The organism is Pseudomonas sp. LB3P93 (assembly GCF_054898025.1).
Map to the genome: position 1 here is coordinate 4,738,706 of NZ_CM142713.1, position 18,293 is coordinate 4,756,998.

An 18,293-nucleotide genomic window follows, 5' to 3' on the forward strand; every position below is an offset into this window, starting at 1 on the left:
TGAAAGCATCATCGCAGGTCTGATCGCCCATTTGATCAATCGAACGCTGTTGCCGGAGGATTAGGCATGACACCCGGAGGAATCGCCATGGCGGGTGGCGGATACGGCGCCCAAAATGCACCGCCTCACTTGCCACTGCTTCTGCGAGGTTCATCATGTACACCGCCATCGGATACGCCGCCCAGTCGGCCACCACTCCCCTCGCCCCCGTGAAATTCGAACGCCGCAGCCCACGGGCCGACGACGTTGCGATCGATATTCTCTACTGCGGCGTCTGCCATTCCGACATCCATCAGGCCCGCAACGAATGGGGCATTGCCGTTTACCCGCTGATGCCTGGCCACGAGATCGTAGGCAAAGTGACCGCCATCGGTGCGAATGTTACCCGGCACAAGGTCGGCGATCTGGTCGGTGTCGGTTGCATGGTCGATTCCTGCCGCAGCTGCGAAGCCTGCCAGGCCAACCTCGAGCAATACTGCCTCGAAGGTCCGACCATGACTTACGCCACCCCGGACCGGGTCGATGGCAGCAACACAATGGGCGGCTACTCCGACAGCATCGTGGTCAGCGAGCACTTCGTGGTGCGCATCCCCGAGAAACTCGACCCGGCCAGCGCCGCGCCGATTCTTTGTGCTGGCATCACCACTTACTCGCCGCTCAAGCATTACGGCGTGAAGGCCGGCGACAAGGTCGGGATTCTCGGCATGGGCGGCCTCGGCCACATGGGCATCAAGTTCGCCAAGGCGATGGGCGCCGAAGTCACGCTGTTCACCCGTTCGGCGAGCAAGGCTGAAGAAGGTCGTCGTCAGGGCGCGGACCACGTGATCGTGTCCACCGATGCTGATCAGATGAAGGCGGCGGCGGGACATTTCGACTTTCTGCTGGACACCATTCCGGTGCAGCACGACCTCAATCCCTACCTCGACACCCTGCGTTTTGATGGCGTGCACATTCTCGTGGGTTTGATTGAACCGGTCGATCCACCAGTCCACGCGGCCAAATTGGTGCTGGGCCGTCGCGTACTGGCCGGCTCCTTGATTGGTGGCATCGCAGAAACCCAGGAAGTGCTGGATTTCTGCGCCGAGCACAACATCACCTGCGACATCGAAATGCTCGACATCCGCCAGATCAACGAGGCTTACGCGCGCATGATCGCCGGTGACGTGAAGTACCGCTTCGTGATCGATATGGCGACGCTGAAGGTTTAAACCTTAAGTCCCAGTTCCGCCGACAGCCGGGCCGTGACCCCTTTGATCAGGGGAATCAGCTCGGCCATTTTTTCCAGCGGCATGTACGGCACCGTGCTGGCGATGCTGATGCCGGCAACGATGCGCTTGCTGGCATCACGGATTGGCGCCGCGACACAACGGATCGACGGTTCGTTGTCTTCCAGGTCGAAGGCGTACCCACCCGCTACATACTCGACCATGCGCTGCTGAAACTGCTCCCAGGACTGCTCCGGGTGCTGCGGCCAGAACAGATTTTTCCCACCGGCCGGCAGGCTGACTTCGTACAGCCGTTGCCATTCTTCCTGCGTGTCATCGAGCATCAGCGCCTTGCCGATCCCGGTGCGCGCCAACGGCATGCGATGGCCGACCCGCGAACGCATTTCCGGGCCGTTGCGCCCCGGATTCTTGTGCAGGTACAGCACCTCGTCGCCCTCACGAATCGCCAGGTGAATGGTGTCACCGGTCAACGCCGACAACTCATCCAGATACGGCCCGGCCAGGGTCACCAGCGGCAATTCTTCACGCGCCTGGAAACCCAGCTCGATCAGCTTCGGCCCCAACAAGTAACCAACTTGCGGCACTACGCGCAGGTAACGCTCGTCCACCAGGCAACTGGCCAGACGATGGGTGGTGCTGCGCGTCGTGCCGATCAGTCGGGCGATTTCCTTGAGATCGCGGGCGCCACTGGCCACGGCCTGAACCACACCCAGGCCACGAAGCAGTGTCTGGGTGCCGGTCGGTGCGGCGTCCTTGGCGATTTTTGGGGCGTCTTCCTGCATATCCAGCCTTTACCGTTGAGCGAGTGAACGGGCGGCATTATGGTCGCCCGATGGCGGCTACTACAACTTGATACGCTCGACCTTGCCGACCAGCAAGATGTAGGAAAGCGCACCGATCAACGCCAGAACCGAGATGTAGGTGATCGCCGGGGCAAACGAATCACCGGTCGCCAGGAAACCGATGACAATCGGCGTGGTAATCGCTGACAGGTTGCCAATGAAGTTGAACACCCCACCGGTCAATCCGAGCAATCGCGCCGGGGCCAGGGTTGAGACCAGCGACCAGGTGATCGAAGCCAGCCCGTTACCGAAGAACGCCAACGCGAGGAAGGCGATCACCAGCGGCGTCGATTCAACGAAATTGGCGCCGATGATCGAGGTGGAAATCAGCAGGCCGCCAATGATCGGCAACTTGCGGGCGAAGCCCACCGTGTAGCCGCGACGGATCAGGAAATCGGAGAAAAACCCGGAACACAGCACGCCGATGAACGCTGCGAGAAACGGCAGCGACGCCAGCAGGCCAGACTTGATGAAGTCCATGCCGCGGTATTTCACCAGGTAGGTGGGGAACCACGTCAGGAAAAACCACAGCGTCGAATTGAGGCAGAACTGGCCGAGATAGATGCCCCACAACTTGCGTTTGGTCAGAACGATGCCGAGGTCGGTCCAGCTGAATTTCGCTTTCACTTTGGCTTGTTCGGCCTGGATATCCACCAGCCCCCCGCCTTCACGGATCAGCTCGATTTCGGCGTCGTTGGCGCCCTTGAAATCCCGTGGCTCGCGATACACCGCGTACCAGATCACAGCCCAGAGAATGCCCACCGCACCGGTGCTGACAAACACCATGTGCCAGCCATATTGATGCTGCAGCCAGGCCAATACCGGCGTCAGGAACGCCAGACCGACGAATTGCCCGGAGGTATAGAAACCGATGGCCGTGGCGCGTTCGCGCTCCGGGAACCAGGTGGTGACCACCCGGCTGTTGATCGGATACGCCGGCGCTTCCAGGGCACCGACCGCCATGCGCAAGACGAACAACGCGATGAAGCTGGCGGCAAAACCGAGCATCACCGTGGCGATCGACCACAGCAGCAAGGCAACGCTGTAAAGGATGCGCGGCGGCACCCGATCGACCAGCCAACCGCCAGGGATTTGCATAGCGGCGTAGGTCCAGCCGAAGGCCGAGAAAATCAGCCCGACATGGATCGGGTCGATGCCCAGTTCGCTGGTCAGTGCCGGGGCGGCAATGGAGAGGTTGCTGCGGTCGAGGTAGTTGATCACCACGGTGATGAACAGCAGCACCATGATGAAAAAACGCTTGCGGCTGGGCGCCACCAACGACGCCTGCCCGGTAAGGGTTTGCGGTTGCATGGGGAATGCCTCTTCTTATGTTTATTGAGGTCGTGATCGTTCCCACGCTCCGCGTGGGAATGCAGCCAGGGACGCTCCGCGTCCCAAGAGCGGACGCAGAGCGTCCGGTGAGGCATTCCCACGCGGAGCGTGGGAACGATCACCGTAGAGGGGTCAGAGAGGACTCACCACTCGGCAAAACTGCCATCGGCATGGCGCCAGATCGGGTTGCGCCAGCGGTGGCCTACAGCGGCGCGTTCGATCACGTATTCCTCGTTGATCTCGATCCCCAGGCCCGGGCCATTGGGGATTTTCACGAAGCCTTTGTCGTAGTCGAACACCCGCGGATCCTTGACGTAATCCAGCAGGTCGTTGCTCTCGTTGTAATGGATGCCCAGGCTCTGCTCCTGGATGAACGCGTTGTAGCAAACTGCGTCCAGTTGCAGGCATGCCGCCAAGGCAATCGGACCCAACGGGCAATGCAGCGCCAGCGCAACGTCGTACGCTTCGGCCATGTTGGCGATCTTGCGGGTTTCGGTGATGCCACCGGCGTGGGACGCGTCCGGCTGGATGATGTCGACGTAACCTTCGCTGAGCACACGCTTGAAATCCCAACGCGAGAACAACCGTTCGCCGAGGGCAATCGGGGTGCTGGTCAGCGGCGCCAGTTCCTTCAGCGCTTCGTAGTTTTCGCTGAGCACCGGCTCTTCGATGAACATCAGTTTGTACGGGTCGAGTTCCTTCATCAGCACTTTGGCCATGGGCTTGTGCACCCGACCATGGAAGTCGACACCAATGCCGACGTTCGGGCCCACCGCGTCACGCACGGCGGCGACGTTGGCCAGGGCCAGGTCGACTTTCTCGAAGGAATCGAGGAATTGCAGTTCTTCGGTGCCGTTCATTTTCACCGCAGTGAAACCACGCTCGACCGCTTCTTTCGCCGCGCGAGCAGTGTCCGCCGGCCGGTCGCCGCCGATCCACGAATACACACGAATCTTGTCGCGCACCTGCCCACCGAGCAGATCGCTGACCGACACACCCAGGGCCTTGCCCTTGATGTCCCACAACGCCTGATCGATACCGGCCAATGCACTCATATGGATGGCGCCGCCCCGGTAGAAGCCGCCACGGTAGAGCACGGTCCAGATGTCTTCGATGTTGCGTGGGTCTTTGCCGATCAGGTAGTCAGACAATTCTTCAACGGCAGCCGCCACGGTGTGCGCGCGGCCTTCGACCACGGGCTCGCCCCAACCGGTCACGCCTTCGTCGGTTTCGACCTTGAGGAAGCACCAGCGCGGCGGAACGATGAAGGTGGTGAGTTTTGTGATTTTCATCTTTTTGTCTCTCTTATAGATGCAGCGCGCTCGGCGCCAAAAAGTCTTAACGCAGAGCGTTCCATGCAGCCACATACGCCTTGGCGTTCACAGCCACTTCTTCAGGTGTCATACCCGGTTTAAACAACCCGGAACCCAGTCCGAAACCTTTGACCCCAGCGTCGATAAACACCTGCATGTTGTCCGGTGTGATCCCGCCGACCGGCACCAGAATCGTTCCGGCCGGCAGCACCGCGAGCCAGGCTTTGACGACGGCCGGCCCCATCTGCTCGGCGGGGAACATCTTCAGCACATCCGCGCCTTCGGCCAGTGCGGCAAAGGCTTCGGTCAGCGTGGCAACGCCCGGCGACAGGTACAACCCCGCCGCCTTCGCCGCACGCAACACCTTGGGATCGCTGTGGGGCATGACGATCACCTGCCCACCCGCCGCTTTCACTTGCTCGACCTGTTCCGGCGTCAGCACCGTGCCCGCACCGATCAGGCAATCGGCGGGCAAGGTACTGCGCAGGATGCGAATGCTTTCGTACGGTTCAGGGGAATTGAGCGGCACTTCGATGACGCGAAATCCGGCGGCGTACAGGACTTCGCCGATGGCGGCCGCTTCTTGCGGGCGCAGGCCACGCAGGATCGCGATCAGACCGTTTTGCGCCAGAGCTTGCTTGAGCATGTCAGACCTCCAGTCAGGTTTAACGGGGTGGGTGTGCGGCGATCAGTCCGGCGGCGACGGCCAACTGCCACAACCCGCGTTCGGTGGCTTGTTCGGCGAGGGTCACGCGGGCAAAACCGCAGGCGTCGAGGGCCCGGCTGTAGCGGGCACAGAGTTGGGAATTGCCGATAAGGATGATCGACGGCAGATGAACGCTGTTGCGTCGGCGTCGCTGAACACTCGCCAGCGCTGACAGCTCATGGCCGATCAGCAGGCCGGACAAGTAATCCGGTTGGGCGCTCGCGCCGAGTTCACCGGTCAGCCCCAGGCTGCGGGCGCTGAACAGCGTCGACAACGGACCGATCTCGCCCTCCGCCGACAGCGCCACTTGCACGCCACGGTCAAACGCGTGGCCATCGAAGGACGCGCCTTTTTGCTGGGTGCGCCCCAGAATGCTGTGTTCGCTGAGCACGGCGAAGATCTCGCCGGTCATAAAGGTATCGAAATGCACGATGCAACCGGCGGCCACTTCCACCCATTTCGAATGACTGCCCGGCAGGCCGATCAACAGATCACGGCCCTGCTCGATCGGCAGATTCTGCAGGACACCCAGCACCTGGGTTTCTTCGCCGCGCATCACGTTTGGCAAGCGCGAACGCTGAATCACCCCCGGCACGATGTGCACATCGACACCGCGAAGACTGCGGATGGTTTGTAGGGAAATTCCGAGATTGGCGACGTTTGCTGGCGTGTCGCAGTAGGCCGCTTCGCGCCAGCCCTGGGCACTGCCGACCATGCCACAGGCAATCACCGGCAAATCGGGCTGCACGTCGAGCCAGTCACCGCACGCCTCATCGAAGGCCAGTTCAAAACCGTCGTCGCACTCCTGACCGTTGATGATTCGCGGCGTCCGGGGCAACTGCATGATCCCGGAAGACAGCGAACGCTGCTCCAGCACCTGGCCACCCGCGGCGAGTTTGTAAGCACGTAATGAGGTCGTCCCCCAATCGAGCGCGATCAATTGCGCCAGCATCGCTTCACCTGTTCTGTTTATTGGCAGTGAGTGAGCTGGACTATAAACCTTGAAGCGCAGAAATCTCAATATATAAATATCACTCCCATATTATGGGATTTGCAAGTGTGACAGGATTTCCTCTGCCAACGCTTTAAAATGCCGAGCCATCGGAACGGCACCCCGCCCTCAAGGAAGAAAAATGAAGATTGCTTTAAAGACGCTGCTGTTTTGCAGTGCACTCTGGTCTGCCGCCACGCTCAGCGCATCGAAAGAACTGAAAGTAGGCGATACCTGGTCTACAAAAACCGGCCGGGTGAGGATGGATCGACACTAACGATCCTGAAAATCGAGAACTATCCGAAGTTGGGTAAGGTCGTTCATATCAGAGTGGACGGCTTTCGGCTGATCAACCCGGTGACTGGAAACGAGTTCAATGAAATGCCTCACCTGCCCTTTCAGGCAAAAGCCATAGAACGCAGCATCACACATCGTGTGGGTAACACCTCTGAAATTCCGGATTTCAGTCAGGGTTATGCGGCATGGAGAGCGGCCTTTGATGAGGGGAAGGCCGGGGCTTTCAAGATTACCGTTCGACAAGTCCTCGACGGATTGATCAATAGTAATTGGAAAGCCAATGAATGAGTGAGGCTGCTTTCTCTCGGCAGACAACCTCGCATGACCTAGGCTTGTTTTACTGTTTAGAAACAGCCTTCAATAGCTCTGCGGTCGGCACGCGCATGATTTTGGAGAAGTATGTATTGTACTTGGTAGTATGAACTCGAAACACGCACGAAATAAAATCACGCTTCTTCAATAACGGAACCAGAGCTTCTCCATCCAAATAATCCTCTCCTCCTTTCCCACTTTCTGATTCACTAAAAATGACATTTGCTCGATAGAGCATTGGTCCCAACTCAATCTCTTTTTCTACCAAGCCAAAACCGGAACGCTTTATATGGTGCGCTTCGGTAAAATCCAGATCATCTTCTAATGAACAGACAAGCCCCTCACCTATTCGCGACTTGAATAATCCAAGAAGTTCCACATCGGAAGTGAAATAAATCTGGTAAAGCCCGGTACTACGAAGTTCTTTTACACTGGAGTATTCAAGTGTTGCGATAGGTCTTCCATGATTTAGAGAACAAGATGCACTCATCAAGATTGTTAAAAACAAAAAAATCTTATGCATCCAGAATCACTCCCTGAAGTAGCTCAAAATCGACTCATTGAATATTTGCCGCGCAGACTTGCCACCAGGCAATGTCTGCAAAAACATCCTGTCGGCATCGGCATGGTTGACATCCACCCGGCCCATGACATTAGGCCCCTGTGTTACTTCCCACTGCTCACCAAAGTCCGCGACCAGATCCGATACATTCCAGTCGACCGCTGCTGCCCGAATATTAACCCAGTAGTCAGCCTTGGGGATTGGCTCTCGTCTATAGATATTTGAGATGCCGTAGACGACTTTCCCTTCACCTACTGGATCCAGTGTAATCAGCATTTTTACTTTGAAGCCTTTGGCTGCCAACACACTGGAAAGGTGGGCGCCATTCCAACCACCGAGACTGTGACCAACAATGTAAATCGCGGTAGAGCAATGAGGTATTCGACTCAACACATTGCGCTCAAGGTCATCATTACTGATAAACGAATTGTAACTTAGTGCCCACGACGGACAGCGCTTCAAAATCTCCAATTGTTTTGCGTCATCAACTGTAACCTTGCGCACATAATCAATATTATTATTTGGCCCTGTACCGTAATAACTTTCCTGATCACCCGCGCCACCAATAAAAAATATCACCAAGTCTCGCAAGGCAACAGGCACCTGTTTAACAGACTGGTCCGTCTTACAGGTCAATGTATGGGTTTTTACTTCTCTTTTAGGTAACTCTTGTTTCACCACTGCATCACCAGCCATGGCAATCACTCCACAAACAATTTAATGGTCTCAGCCAGATGAGAACTGACGGTGTGAGTAAACCCGGACGCATCCGTAACGCCATGCTCTTCGCTGCCGTCACCACGCTGAATGGTGTAGGGGTGATAAGGAATCGGCTCACCGGTCGCGTCATTCACCACTTGTAATCTGTCGGTGAAATGCACCGGCATCGGAAGCAGTCCACTAATAGGCGGCTCCGCCACCGCTTTGCCCGATGATAACGGTCCCGGAACCGCCGATGACTACGTTGCCATGCCCACCCGTACTATCGAGGGTTGCAGCGTTGAGACCATTGATGAATACCGTACCCGAAACAGCGCCGGTAATTGGGCTGCCACAGGCAGATTTGTCCGTCATGCGAGCAGCGGCCAGACCATCGAAGAAAACATCTGGCGATCCAGAAACAATTGGATTGGTGCCATGTCCTGGCAACGGGCATGAAGTGGGGTCGGTAACGCGTGCAGCAGGTTTTCCACTCAAGTCAAAGCTCCTTGCTTTTGAGTTTTAAAGCGATGGCGCCAAACCTTCAGGGTGCAAAAGAAATGCACCAACAACGTTCAACCAAACCGGAGAGTCGATGGCGATCGTGACGGATGTCGGGAGATGAAGATGCCGTAGGCATTGCAGGTGTCATCCGTGAGCGCGCAAAGGCGCACAGGATGACGAACTAGACCGGTGGCGACAACCGGATTCAGCGATAGGGCAAAACGTGCATCAACTCCCCTCGGCAAACTCGCGCAACACCGCCCCATCCATCCGGTACCGAACCCACTCTTCCTGCGGTTGCGCACCCAACGATTTATAAAACTCGATCGCCGGTTTGTTCCAGTCCAGCACGCTCCACTCGAAGCGTCCGCAGTCATTGGCGCAAGCGATTTTCGCCAGGTGGCGCAGCAACGTTTTACCTGCGCCGCCGCCGCGCTGTTCGGGGGTGATGTAGAGGTCTTCGAGGTACAGGCAGTTGCTGCCGAGCCAGGTGGAATAGCTGAAGAAGAACACCGCGAAACCGATCGGCACGCCGTCGCGCAGGCAGATCAGGCCGTGGGCGGTGGCGCCTTCGCTGAACAGGCTGCGTTCGATGTCGGCGACGCTGGCGATAACTTCGTGGCGGGCACGTTCGTAGTCGGCCAGTTCGGTGATGAACCCGAGGATTTGCGGTGCATCGCTGGGGGTCGCCGGGCGGATGTCGATCGTCATGGACGGGCCTTTGTCGAAAGTTGAAAACGCCATACTAAGTCGGCGCGTGACGCTCGTCACACTGGAAATTCAAAGCTGATCCATGGAGCATGTGTAGCAGCTGGCGAAGCCTGCGTTCGGCTGCGCAGCAGTCGTGAAATCAGACGGTGCGGTGTTACAGGAAAATTGCGTGTTGAGGTTTCACGACTGCTTCGCAGCCGAACGCAGGCTTCGCCAGCTGCTATGTATGGACTCGCCCCCACTGTCTACCCGCTTTTGAAAAACCGCCGCCCCGTTGCATCTATGTATTAGGCCTATTCGAGGAAGCCGTCTTCGGCTTCTGGCCAAAATTGGAAGAGCTCGTGGTATGCCGATTACAGTCAGGCCTCGAAGGCCAGTAGCAGCTAAGGCATCAATCCACGCCGGTCTTACCTGGGGTCAATGTTTTTCAGCAAAGGGTCGGACAGTTGGTACCTCGGTGGCAGAACTCTGTCGCTCAGTGGCTCATCGTCGCTTGCTGGCCATCACCCGCCTGGCGACGATAAGTCTGGTCATTCTGTAGAAGCACCCAGACGATTCGCAGGTTGCGGTTGGCCAACCTGATCGCAGCCTCCTTACGACCCAGCCGGCTCATCCAGCGCAACAAGCGGCGGTCATCGGGTTGCTGGGAATCAGGTCGTAGTTGTTGCAGTACCGCGTGGGCTCCCTGGATCATCAGGCTGCGTAAATAAACATCGCCTCGCTTGGTCATGTCCCCCAGCCGGACCGTCTGCCCGCTGCTGTGCTGGTCTGGCACCATGCCAAAGTACGCGGCAAACTTGCGGGCATTGGGAAATCGCTCAGGCTTGGTTTCCTTGGCCACCAGTGCCGTGGCAGTGACTGGGCCGATGCCGCGCACAGTCATCAGTCGCTTCGCCGTCATGTCGGCGTTGGCGGCCACTTCCAGGCGCCCCGTCAGCACGCTGATGCGTTCGCCCAAATGGCGCCACTCGGCCAACAGTTCGTCGATCAGTTCACGCAGCAGGCCCGGCACCGGCTGGGTGGCATCTTCCAGTACCCGCGGAATTTTCTGGCTGATCGCAACATCGCCCTGCGCCAAGGCCACGCCATGCTCGAGCAGCAGGCCGCGCATCTGATTGCTCACCGCCGTGCGTCGACGCACATAGCCTTGGCGGGCCCGATGCAACGCCTGCATTGCCAGCGCCGCAACGCTTTTGACCGGCACTGCGTAGATCTTTTCATCGCGACCAGCCCGCAGAATCGCCAGCGCATCGTTGCGATCATTTTTAGGCCCGCTACGATGTGTGGCCACCAAACGGGCTGGAAGAATCCGCGCCAGATTGCCTTGGTCTTGCAGCTGCCGGGCCCAGGCTTGAGCACCCGGACCGGTCTCCATCAGAACCACGACATGAGGCGGCAACTGGCGTAGAAACTCATAAAACGCCTCGCGCGACTTGATCCGCTGCTCGTAGTGCACCTGGCCGAGGACATCTTCCCCGGCGACCTGAAAGACCTGCTTGGCCAAATCGACCGCTACGGTTGTGCAGGCCGACAAATCGGAAGAAGACAGGGATTGATCAACCGAAGTATGCTTTTTCATGGACTCGCCCTCGCTGTCGTTGGCTGTTTAGACTGCCATCGTGGCGCATTGACGCCTCGACTTGGGCGAGTCCATCCAATTACAGGGTTGTGTCGCTGACAAGAACGTTTTCACTTAACAGGATGTTTATGACCACTGATGCTTTTGCGCCGCTGCAAACTCTCGCCGCGCAGCTACTGCCCCACGCACTGGAGCCATCAGAAGATGGCGCCCACGATCTGTCGCATTTGCAGCGCGTCTGGCACAACGTACGCACGCTTCACGCTGAAGAAGGCGGCGACCTTGAAGTGTTGCTGGCAGCGGTGCTTTTGCATGATTGCGTGGCGGTGGAGAAGAATTCGTCGTTGCGCTCGCAGGCGTCAAGACTGGCCGCCGAGAAGGCGTGTGCCGTGTTGGCCGACATGGATTGGCCAAGCGCAAAAATCAGTGCGGTTACCCACGCCATTGAAGCTCACAGCTTTTCCGCCAACATCCCCCCGAACTCGCTCGAAGCGAAGATCATGCAGGACGCCGACCGGCTCGACTCCCTCGGCATGCTCGGTGTCGCGCGCACGTTTTATATCGCCGGACGCATGGGCAGCGCGCTATACGACCCGCAAGACCCGGAAGCGAAAGCGCGGGACTACGATGACAAGCGCTTTTGCCTCGATCACTTTCAGACCAAGCTGCTGCACCTGGCGGACGGTTTCCAGACGTCAACCGGCCAACGACTGGCGCGGATCAGGCATGAGCGCTTGAAGGGTTTCATGGAGCTGTTCAAGGAAGAAATCGGTATCGGCTGAACCCATTACTCCGGCCCGCACTTACCCTGGCATCGATAACCTCGGACCTAACGTTGACGACGTGCATGGTAGATAGAGGATTAGCGCTTTTATCGGGTCAAGGAACCGCGTCATGTCTACCGCAACACCCCACGTCTCAAGCAGGTTGTTCGGCCTGTTTTGCCTCGCCAGTTATTTGCTGTCGCTGTCTTACGGCTCGACGTTTTTGTTGTCGCTGTTGATCGGCTCGCGCGGCGGCAACGAACACGATGCCGGCAGCGTGATTTCGGCGGCAATGCTCAGTACGTTCGCGGCGGTGATTTTCTCCGGACACCTGTCCGATTTGCTCGGCGCCGCGCGTTCGATTGCGCTGTTTGGCGTGCTGTTGGTGGCCGCCAGTCTTGGCTTCGCACTGACGCCAGGGTTCGGCAATCTGTTGCTGTTTTTCGGACTGCTGCTGGGGCTGGGTTGGGGCGTGTTCTACACCTTGGGGCCGATTATCGTTGCGAGTCTGGTAACGCCCGCCCAACGCGCCAAGTACTTCGCGCTGCTGTCCGGCAGCATGATGACAGGGATCGGCAGCGGCCCGTTGCTGGGCCGTGCGGCCAGTGCGCTGGGCTATCCAGTGACCTCCGCGTTTTACCTCGCGGCGCTGGCCAGTCTGATCGGCGTGTTGCTGTTTTGGCGGCTGGATTCACAGCTGAAAAAAGCGCCCTCGCCTACCACCACCGTCGCGCGTATTTCCTGGTGCACCATCGCCCAGGTGCTGTCGTCCAAAGCGCTGTTCCCGATCATCATGGTCGGCCTCGGCGGGTGCGTATTCGGTGGTCTGTCGAGCTTTCAAACCAGTTACGCGGCGTCTCGTTCGCTGGACTACTCACTGTTCTTTTTCGGCTTCATGGGCGCGGCGATCAGCAGCCGAATGTTGATTGCCGGCTTCGTGGTCAAGCGCGATCCGTTGCGCGCATCCTGCCTGCTGTCGGGGCTGATGATGGGCTCGATTGTGCTGTTCGGTTTCGTGGTCGACACCGGCTTCAGCTACGTGCTGGCAGCGATGATGCTCGGGGTCGGTTACGGGTTGACGTACTCGGTGATCAATGGCCTGGCGGCGAACGACGCGCCGCACGGCACCACCTCACAAGCGCTGCTGCTGTTTAGTCTGTCGTACTTCATCGGCGTGTTCGGTTTTCCGTTACTGGCCGGGAAGATCATCGTCGAACACGGAATGACGGCACTTCTGCTCACCGTTCTCACCGTAGCGCTGTTGAACTGGCTGATCACCGTGGGCCGCTTGATCTGGCGTCGGGTCGTCGTCGCCAGATCGCTGCAGCAGGCCTAGACCGTTCGTCGTTCATCAGGCACCAATCCAAATCGGGGGCTGACCAATAGGTGGTAAGGACTCTAATTGAATGGAGACGACACCATGATCACGTCCCGCTTGACTGCCCTCGCTCTCGCCACGCAGTTGTCCTCTGCCGCGTTCGCGGCGACCACCGCCACCGGTGGCTCGGGTTCGGAAGGCGGTGCCAGCCAATAGTTCGCCCATGCGATCTATCCACATCCATGAAGAGGTAACCATGAACGTCGATAAAAACCTTGAGAAAGAAGTCCTGACCCGTCTGTTGCACGCCCATCCAGGTGGCTTGGGCAAGGAGGTCCTGGACAATTACCGGGGGGAGAAAGTCGTGGCCAGCACCCTCGCCACGCTGCAGGATCGCGGGCTGATTCAGCACGGGCATGTGACCTGTAACGAAGCCGGCGAACACTCGCTGCAACTGCCGATCAAACTCAGCGCGGCTGGGGTCGAGGCGGCGCGCAAGCTGGACGCTTAGCCAGATGAATCAGGTCGCAGTCGTAAGCGGCTGCGACCGTTTGACCGACTCTAAAAGCAACAGGCGTTGATTGAGTCGCTGCGCAAGGCTGGCTAAGAATCAGAATGGATGCTGTATCTTATGACCCCTTCGCGGGCAAGCCCGCTCCCACAGTGATCGAGGGCGTTCACTATTTTTGTGTACACCCCAAAACCCTGTGGGAGCGGGCTTGCCCGCGAAAGCGTCAGTTCAAACGCCGAAGTTCTTCCTGACTAAAGCATCCACTTCATCGATTCCAGGCGAAGTCGCCGGCCCCCAGCGAGTAACCGCCAACGCCGCAGCAGCATTCGCACGCCGCGCCGCTTCACCCGCCGACAACCCTTGCGCCAACCCCGCCAGAAACACCCCGGCATGGGCATCACCCGCGCCATTGCTGTCCACCGCTTCAACCTTGAAACCGGGCACATGCTGTCGGTCGCCGCGCTGACTGATCCAGCACCCTTGCGGGCCATCGCGGACCACCATCAACACCTCGGCCGGCAGATGATCGGTCAGCCTGTCCAGCGCCTCAGCAATGTCCGATGTCCCGGTAAACCGTAGCGCCTCAACGCTGTTGCTGGTCCACAGATCAATGCGCGGCAACAACGCCTGCATCAGAGGCTGATCCGGCGAATCCACCAACGGTCCCGGATCGAACACCACGTTGATCGCTTTCGGTAACCCCAGCACCCACTCCACCAGCGCCTGAGCCTTGCCGGTGTGCAGCAGGCTGTAACCGCTGACGTAAACGTAGTCGCCCGCCTCGGCCGGCACGTTCGCCAGGTCCTCGGCCGTCAATTCGCCCTCAGCACCGATGTAGGAAATGAAACTGCGCTCGGCCGATGCATCGGTCACCGCAACGCACAACCCGGTATCCCGTTCGGCCTTGTGTGCGATGCCGATCCGAATGCCTTCAGCCTTCATCGCCTCACGGGCCAGGTCGCCGAAACGACCGGTGCCATGCCGGCCAAGGTAGACCACCGGCAGCCCGTTACGCGCAGCGGCGGCCATCACGTTAAACCCGCCGCCGGCTTCGAAACTGGCGGATTGCGCCAGCACGTCGCCGCCCGCTTGAGGCAATTTATCCACGGCCATGACCAGGTCGATGATGACCTGGCCGGTGTGCAGCAATCTAGGCATGAGCGTTCTCAGTCAGCGCGGCGCGACGATCCCTCGCCCCACCGAGCACCCAGTAAATCCCGCCAGCCACCAGGAACGTCACGATCCAGCCAAGGCCGTTATGGCCCAGCCACGAATCAGAGAGGAAACCGCAGAACCAGACGTTTTGTTCGGTGGTGCCAATGGTGGTGAAACTGAAGCCCAGCACGATCGCCAGCGCCCACGCACCAAACGCGCGCCACTCGATACCGCCGCTGTACCAGTAGGCGCTGGTCGGGCTGACGTCCAGCAGGTCTTTGGGGCTGTAGTAATGACGATGAATCAGGTCGACGACGAAGATCCCGACCCACGCCGTGATCGGCACCGCCAGCAGCGAAATGAAGGTAATGAACGGACCGTAGAAACTGTCGGCGATCAGCATGAAGTAGATCGAACCGGCGAAAATCGCAACGATATCCACCACCACGGCGTAGACGCGTTTGACCTTGAGGCCGAGGGTCAGCGTGGTCAAACCGGCGGAGTACACCGACAGGTTGTTCGACAGCAGCAAGCCGCCGAACGCGGTGATCAGGTATGGCACGGCCATCCAGGTCGGCAGCATGTCGCGGATCGCGATGATCGGGTCAGTGGCCGACGCCAGGTCGTTGTTGCCTACCGACAGCAGGCCGCCGAGGGTGATCAGCAGCACCAGCGGAATCCCCGCACCGAATGCCGCTGACGCCACCAGGCGCACGGCTTTGACGCTGCGGTGCTGATAGCGCGACATGTCTGCGCCGGCGTTGGCCCAGCCGATCCCGGTGCCGGCGGCCATGGTGCCGACGCCAATAATCATCGCGCTCAACGGTGCAGGCGTGGCGTTGAACACCGCGCTCCAGTCGATGGTGGCGCAGAGGAAGCCGCCGACCAGAATGTTCAGCGCGCCGAACACGTAAGTCGCCCACTTCTGGATCACCAGCAACGTGGCGTGACCGAGGCCGGACACTGACAAGGTCAGCAGCACGAAAATCGCGATGAAGATCAGGGTCAGTACCGGCGCGCTTTTCGCTTCTACCGGAGAACCGAACAGGATCGAGCACAGCGACAGCAGCACGAAGGCGGCGGTGGTGGTGTTGACGGTTTCCCAGCCCAGCCGCGACATCAGCGAGACCAGGGTCGGGCCGATATTGCCGCGCACACCGAAGATCGCTCGCGACAGTGTCAGGCTCGGCGCCCGACCACGGCGACCGGCGATGGAGATGATCCCGACCACCGCGAAAGAACCCGCCGCGCCGAGGATCGCGACGATGATCGCCTGCCAGATCGCCAACCCGCGAAACGCCACCAGCGTGGCACCCAGCGGCAGGCCGAGGATGGAAATGTTGGCTGCGAACCAGACCCAGAACAGTTGCAGCGGATGACCGTTGCACTCCGCTTCCGGCACCGGTTCGATGCCGCGTGTTTCCAGTTGCCCGGCGCTTTGCCCGGCGTTCGATGAACTCATGAAAAATGCTCCTGTTGCCTTTGTTGTGGTTGTGGGCAATGACGGAAGACGAAAACAGCAGCCCGGCTATCCTGGCCAAGTCCGTGCGATCCATTGCGGGGTTATCAATTCAAACAGGCGGCGCGGCCATCGCGGGCAAGCCCGCTCCCACAGGGATGGTGCAAACCTTAAGGTACACGCCGTACCTGTGGGAGCGGGCTTGCCCGCGAAGAGGCCGGTCCAGTCAACGCAAAGCTAAAAGCCCTTTTACCAAAGGCTCCAGCTCCAGATCGTTAACGGTTTTGATTTTTTCGATCATGTCCACCGGCCAACTCCCAAGCCCCAGGCAGGCCCCGAGCATCGCGCCGAGTATCGCCGCGATGGTGTCGGTGTCACCGCCCAGACTCGCGGCCATGCACACCGCTTCGAAGGCATTCATTTCACCGATGGCCACTTGTTGTGCCAAGGCAAATGACACCACCACCGATTCCTGCGACGCCACCGAAGTGCCGATCACGTCATACATCAAATCCGCCAGCAACGCTTTGTCGCTGTCGACGCTGATGGTCCGCGCCCAACTGATGCGCGAGGCAATCCGTCCGCCCGCCACCCAGTGACCATGGCTTTCAGCTTGCTGGGCGATTTGCTGGCCGAGGTTCAAGGCTTCGCCCAGGTCCATGCCATTGATGCCGGCCGAGACCACCGCCGCCACCGCCGCTGCGCTGGAAATCCCCAGCGTGGTGTTGTGGGTGACCTGGCAGGCTTGCACCACGGCGCTGATAAACCGCTCAGGGTTGGCGACATCCGCGGCGATGCCCACCGGAGTGATGCGCATCGCCGCGCCATTGGTGGTGCCGTAGCGACCGGCCTCTTCTGGAGATTGGCCGGCGAGGATCATCTCAATCGCGCGTTTGGTCGAAGGCCCGAGTAAATCCTGCGAGCCCTTGGCCTGCATTTCGGCTTCCCATTCGATCAGCCGTTGAGCGAGTACGGCCGGATCGATCCGGCCTTCACCGTCCACCAGCAACTGACCGACCAGAATCGCCTGTTCGGTGTCGTCGGTGATCGAGCCCTTGGGCATGTTGGCGGCAATCGGTTGATCGGGGCCGGCGTCTTGCAGATCGGTGATCGCACCGAAGCGCGTCTTGATGTCGGCGCGGCTCAGGGATTGCGTCGGCATGCCCAGCGCATCGCCCAGGGCCAGTCCGTAGAACGCGCCCAACGCACGGTTGAGCGCGGTCACTTTGATTCTCCAAATTGCAGGTGCAGGCGAAAGTGCACCGGGTCGAGCAAGCTTTCGACCTGTTCCATGAAGCGGTTCTGGCGGTCGTACGTGGTGCGCAAGGCTTTGAGGAAGACTGTGCCGACCGGGCGCCCGAGCAACTCGGCGTCTTCGGCGCTCAAGGGTTCTGCGCCGATCCATTGATCGCCGCGCTCGCCGATGTAGCCGTAGGCGGCCAGGGTGATGGTCAGGGAGTTGTCGATCAGACCGACACGCGGCAGGCTTTCCAGGCCTCCGGTGGCGGGCATCAATGAGCGTTCGAGGGAAACCAGTTTGCCGTCGGTGGAACGACGGCGCCGGTCGAGGGTGATGAACTGGTCGGTGCCGAAGCGCGGCAGCAGGTCAGGACGCGTCACCGCTTCCAGTCGCAGCACTTCGGTATTGATCAGCGCCCCGCTGTCGGCCAGCGCCTGCGCCCAGCCGCTGCGCTGATCGAGCACCACACCGTCGAAGGTGACGATGGAGCCCACGCCGCTTTGGGTCGCGATGTAGTTGCGTCGTTTCAACTCGGCCAGGGCCTCACGCAGCGTGCCGCGGCTGACTTTGAATTCTTGAGCCAACTGATGCTCGCCCGGCAACAGAAAGCCGTCCTCCATGAGGCCGCTTTCGATGCGCCGGATGAGTTCGTCGACCACCCGTTGTTTCTTGTCAAATCGTACCTGTCTAATCATGTACAACGTGATAACCGAAACAGGGTATTTCGAGCAAGGGATATTTCAGGGAGGTGACGGGAGGCGTGGGTATTGGC

The 18,293-nt window shown here is 59.3% G+C and carries 18 protein-coding genes and 1 pseudogene; 5 read left to right on the forward strand and 14 right to left on the reverse strand.

Going from position 1 to position 18,293, the window contains the following annotated elements; all coding sequences use genetic code 11:
* The first annotated feature begins 155 nt into the window (after positions 1 to 155).
* Entirely contained in the window at positions 156 to 1,208 is a 1,053-nt protein-coding gene (locus ACYZT8_RS21465) for an NAD(P)-dependent alcohol dehydrogenase (RefSeq protein ID WP_461975752.1), read from the forward strand.
* Here ACYZT8_RS21465 and ACYZT8_RS21470 read toward each other — a convergent pair.
* The 5 genes from ACYZT8_RS21470 to ACYZT8_RS21490 form a co-directional block, all read right to left on the reverse strand.
* Entirely contained in the window at positions 1,205 to 2,008 is an 804-nt protein-coding gene (locus ACYZT8_RS21470; protein WP_461975754.1) for an IclR family transcriptional regulator, read from the reverse strand. The two genes, ACYZT8_RS21465 and ACYZT8_RS21470, sit on opposite strands and share 4 nt — an antisense overlap.
* Before the next feature lie 60 nt (positions 2,009 to 2,068).
* On the reverse strand, positions 2,069 to 3,379 hold the full coding sequence (locus tag ACYZT8_RS21475; protein WP_131061328.1) for an MFS transporter: 1,311 nt from the start codon (positions 3,377 to 3,379) through the stop codon (positions 2,069 to 2,071).
* Positions 3,380 to 3,543: 164 nt separating this feature from the next.
* Positions 3,544 to 4,692, reverse strand: coding sequence for a galactonate dehydratase (gene dgoD / locus ACYZT8_RS21480; RefSeq protein ID WP_008152275.1), 1,149 nt, complete (start codon positions 4,690 to 4,692; stop codon positions 3,544 to 3,546).
* A 46-nt stretch (positions 4,693 to 4,738) separates the two neighbouring features.
* On the reverse strand, positions 4,739 to 5,359 hold the full coding sequence (locus ACYZT8_RS21485) for a 2-dehydro-3-deoxy-6-phosphogalactonate aldolase (RefSeq protein WP_461975756.1): 621 nt from the start codon (positions 5,357 to 5,359) through the stop codon (positions 4,739 to 4,741).
* A 19-nt stretch (positions 5,360 to 5,378) separates the two neighbouring features.
* Positions 5,379 to 6,371: a 2-dehydro-3-deoxygalactonokinase gene (locus tag ACYZT8_RS21490; protein ID WP_461975758.1), complete on the reverse strand. Its 993-nt coding sequence runs from the start codon at positions 6,369 to 6,371 to the stop codon at positions 5,379 to 5,381.
* A gap of 138 nt (positions 6,372 to 6,509) precedes the next feature.
* Here ACYZT8_RS21490 and ACYZT8_RS21495 point away from each other — a divergent pair, with 138 nt between their 5' ends.
* Positions 6,510 to 6,995 carry a hypothetical protein gene (locus tag ACYZT8_RS21495; protein ID WP_461975760.1) on the forward strand — a complete coding sequence of 162 codons (486 nt, stop codon included), beginning with the start codon at positions 6,510 to 6,512 and terminating at the stop codon, positions 6,993 to 6,995.
* A 49-nt stretch (positions 6,996 to 7,044) separates the two neighbouring features.
* On the opposite strand, the gene ACYZT8_RS21500 is transcribed toward ACYZT8_RS21495, so the two are convergent.
* The 5 genes and pseudogenes from ACYZT8_RS21500 to ACYZT8_RS21520 form a co-directional block, all read right to left on the reverse strand.
* Positions 7,045 to 7,542 (reverse strand): hypothetical protein, encoded by a 498-nt coding sequence (locus ACYZT8_RS21500; RefSeq protein ID WP_461975762.1) that lies wholly within the window; start codon positions 7,540 to 7,542, stop codon positions 7,045 to 7,047.
* A 6-nt stretch (positions 7,543 to 7,548) separates the two neighbouring features.
* Positions 7,549 to 8,277, reverse strand: a complete 729-nt coding sequence (locus ACYZT8_RS21505) for an alpha/beta hydrolase (RefSeq protein WP_461975764.1) — start codon at positions 8,275 to 8,277, stop codon at positions 7,549 to 7,551.
* 5 nt (positions 8,278 to 8,282) lie between these two features.
* Positions 8,283 to 8,778, reverse strand: a pseudogene (locus ACYZT8_RS21510) (PAAR domain-containing protein).
* 234 nt (positions 8,779 to 9,012) lie between these two features.
* Entirely contained in the window at positions 9,013 to 9,495 is a 483-nt protein-coding gene (locus ACYZT8_RS21515; RefSeq protein ID WP_461959364.1) for a GNAT family N-acetyltransferase, read from the reverse strand.
* A gap of 475 nt (positions 9,496 to 9,970) precedes the next feature.
* Entirely contained in the window at positions 9,971 to 11,029 is a 1,059-nt protein-coding gene (locus ACYZT8_RS21520) for an IS110 family RNA-guided transposase (protein WP_461982392.1), read from the reverse strand.
* Between the two features lie 173 nt (positions 11,030 to 11,202).
* On the opposite strand from ACYZT8_RS21520, the gene ACYZT8_RS21525 reads away from it, so the two are divergent.
* From ACYZT8_RS21525 to ACYZT8_RS21535, 3 genes are all read left to right on the forward strand, one after another.
* On the forward strand, positions 11,203 to 11,856 hold the full coding sequence (locus ACYZT8_RS21525) for an HD domain-containing protein (RefSeq protein ID WP_461975766.1): 654 nt from the start codon (positions 11,203 to 11,205) through the stop codon (positions 11,854 to 11,856).
* Between the two features lie 112 nt (positions 11,857 to 11,968).
* Complete coding sequence (locus tag ACYZT8_RS21530; RefSeq protein ID WP_461975768.1) at positions 11,969 to 13,174, forward strand: MFS transporter; 1,206 nt, start codon at positions 11,969 to 11,971, stop codon at positions 13,172 to 13,174.
* 238 nt (positions 13,175 to 13,412) lie between these two features.
* Positions 13,413 to 13,667 carry a hypothetical protein gene (locus tag ACYZT8_RS21535; RefSeq protein ID WP_461975770.1) on the forward strand — a complete coding sequence of 85 codons (255 nt, stop codon included), beginning with the start codon at positions 13,413 to 13,415 and terminating at the stop codon, positions 13,665 to 13,667.
* A 228-nt stretch (positions 13,668 to 13,895) separates the two neighbouring features.
* Here ACYZT8_RS21535 and ACYZT8_RS21540 read toward each other — a convergent pair whose 3' ends face one another.
* The 4 genes from ACYZT8_RS21540 to ACYZT8_RS21555 form a co-directional block, all read right to left on the reverse strand.
* A complete protein-coding gene (locus tag ACYZT8_RS21540) occupies positions 13,896 to 14,825 on the reverse strand; it encodes a PfkB family carbohydrate kinase (RefSeq protein ID WP_461975772.1) in 930 nt (309 codons plus the stop codon).
* Positions 14,818 to 16,284: a purine-cytosine permease family protein gene (locus ACYZT8_RS21545; RefSeq protein ID WP_461975774.1), complete on the reverse strand. Its 1,467-nt coding sequence runs from the start codon at positions 16,282 to 16,284 to the stop codon at positions 14,818 to 14,820. Before ACYZT8_RS21545 ends, ACYZT8_RS21540 begins: the two co-directional genes overlap by 8 nt.
* A gap of 223 nt (positions 16,285 to 16,507) precedes the next feature.
* Complete coding sequence (locus ACYZT8_RS21550) at positions 16,508 to 17,506, reverse strand: ADP-ribosylglycohydrolase family protein (RefSeq protein WP_461975776.1); 999 nt, start codon at positions 17,504 to 17,506, stop codon at positions 16,508 to 16,510.
* Positions 17,503 to 18,216 carry a GntR family transcriptional regulator gene (locus tag ACYZT8_RS21555; RefSeq protein WP_131062709.1) on the reverse strand — a complete coding sequence of 238 codons (714 nt, stop codon included), beginning with the start codon at positions 18,214 to 18,216 and terminating at the stop codon, positions 17,503 to 17,505. The genes ACYZT8_RS21550 and ACYZT8_RS21555 overlap by 4 nt, the downstream gene beginning before the upstream one ends.
* Between the last annotated feature and the right edge of the window lie 77 nt (positions 18,217 to 18,293).

What these genes read in the sequence shown, in the direction of transcription:
- dgoD (WP_008152275.1), bottom strand. Translation starts at nt 4,692, where the DNA reads ATGAAAATCACAAAACTCACCACCTTCATCGTTCCGCCGCGCTGGTGC.
- ACYZT8_RS21500 (WP_461975762.1), bottom strand. Translation starts at nt 7,542, where the DNA reads ATGCATAAGATTTTTTTGTTTTTAACAATCTTGATGAGTGCATCTTGT.
- ACYZT8_RS21545 (WP_461975774.1), bottom strand. Translation starts at nt 16,284, where the DNA reads ATGAGTTCATCGAACGCCGGGCAAAGCGCCGGGCAACTGGAAACACGC.
- ACYZT8_RS21515 (WP_461959364.1), bottom strand. Translation starts at nt 9,495, where the DNA reads ATGACGATCGACATCCGCCCGGCGACCCCCAGCGATGCACCGCAAATC.
- ACYZT8_RS21525 (WP_461975766.1), top strand. Translation starts at nt 11,203, where the DNA reads ATGACCACTGATGCTTTTGCGCCGCTGCAAACTCTCGCCGCGCAGCTA.
- ACYZT8_RS21465 (WP_461975752.1), top strand. Translation starts at nt 156, where the DNA reads ATGTACACCGCCATCGGATACGCCGCCCAGTCGGCCACCACTCCCCTC.
- ACYZT8_RS21540 (WP_461975772.1), bottom strand. Translation starts at nt 14,825, where the DNA reads ATGCCTAGATTGCTGCACACCGGCCAGGTCATCATCGACCTGGTCATG.
- ACYZT8_RS21530 (WP_461975768.1), top strand. Translation starts at nt 11,969, where the DNA reads ATGTCTACCGCAACACCCCACGTCTCAAGCAGGTTGTTCGGCCTGTTT.
- ACYZT8_RS21490 (WP_461975758.1), bottom strand. Translation starts at nt 6,371, where the DNA reads ATGCTGGCGCAATTGATCGCGCTCGATTGGGGGACGACCTCATTACGT.
- ACYZT8_RS21495 (WP_461975760.1), top strand. Translation starts at nt 6,510, where the DNA reads ATGCCGAGCCATCGGAACGGCACCCCGCCCTCAAGGAAGAAAAATGAA.
- ACYZT8_RS21485 (WP_461975756.1), bottom strand. Translation starts at nt 5,359, where the DNA reads ATGCTCAAGCAAGCTCTGGCGCAAAACGGTCTGATCGCGATCCTGCGT.
- ACYZT8_RS21475 (WP_131061328.1), bottom strand. Translation starts at nt 3,379, where the DNA reads ATGCAACCGCAAACCCTTACCGGGCAGGCGTCGTTGGTGGCGCCCAGC.
- ACYZT8_RS21555 (WP_131062709.1), bottom strand. Translation starts at nt 18,216, where the DNA reads ATGATTAGACAGGTACGATTTGACAAGAAACAACGGGTGGTCGACGAA.
- ACYZT8_RS21505 (WP_461975764.1), bottom strand. Translation starts at nt 8,277, where the DNA reads ATGGCTGGTGATGCAGTGGTGAAACAAGAGTTACCTAAAAGAGAAGTA.
- ACYZT8_RS21535 (WP_461975770.1), top strand. Translation starts at nt 13,413, where the DNA reads ATGAACGTCGATAAAAACCTTGAGAAAGAAGTCCTGACCCGTCTGTTG.
- ACYZT8_RS21470 (WP_461975754.1), bottom strand. Translation starts at nt 2,008, where the DNA reads ATGCAGGAAGACGCCCCAAAAATCGCCAAGGACGCCGCACCGACCGGC.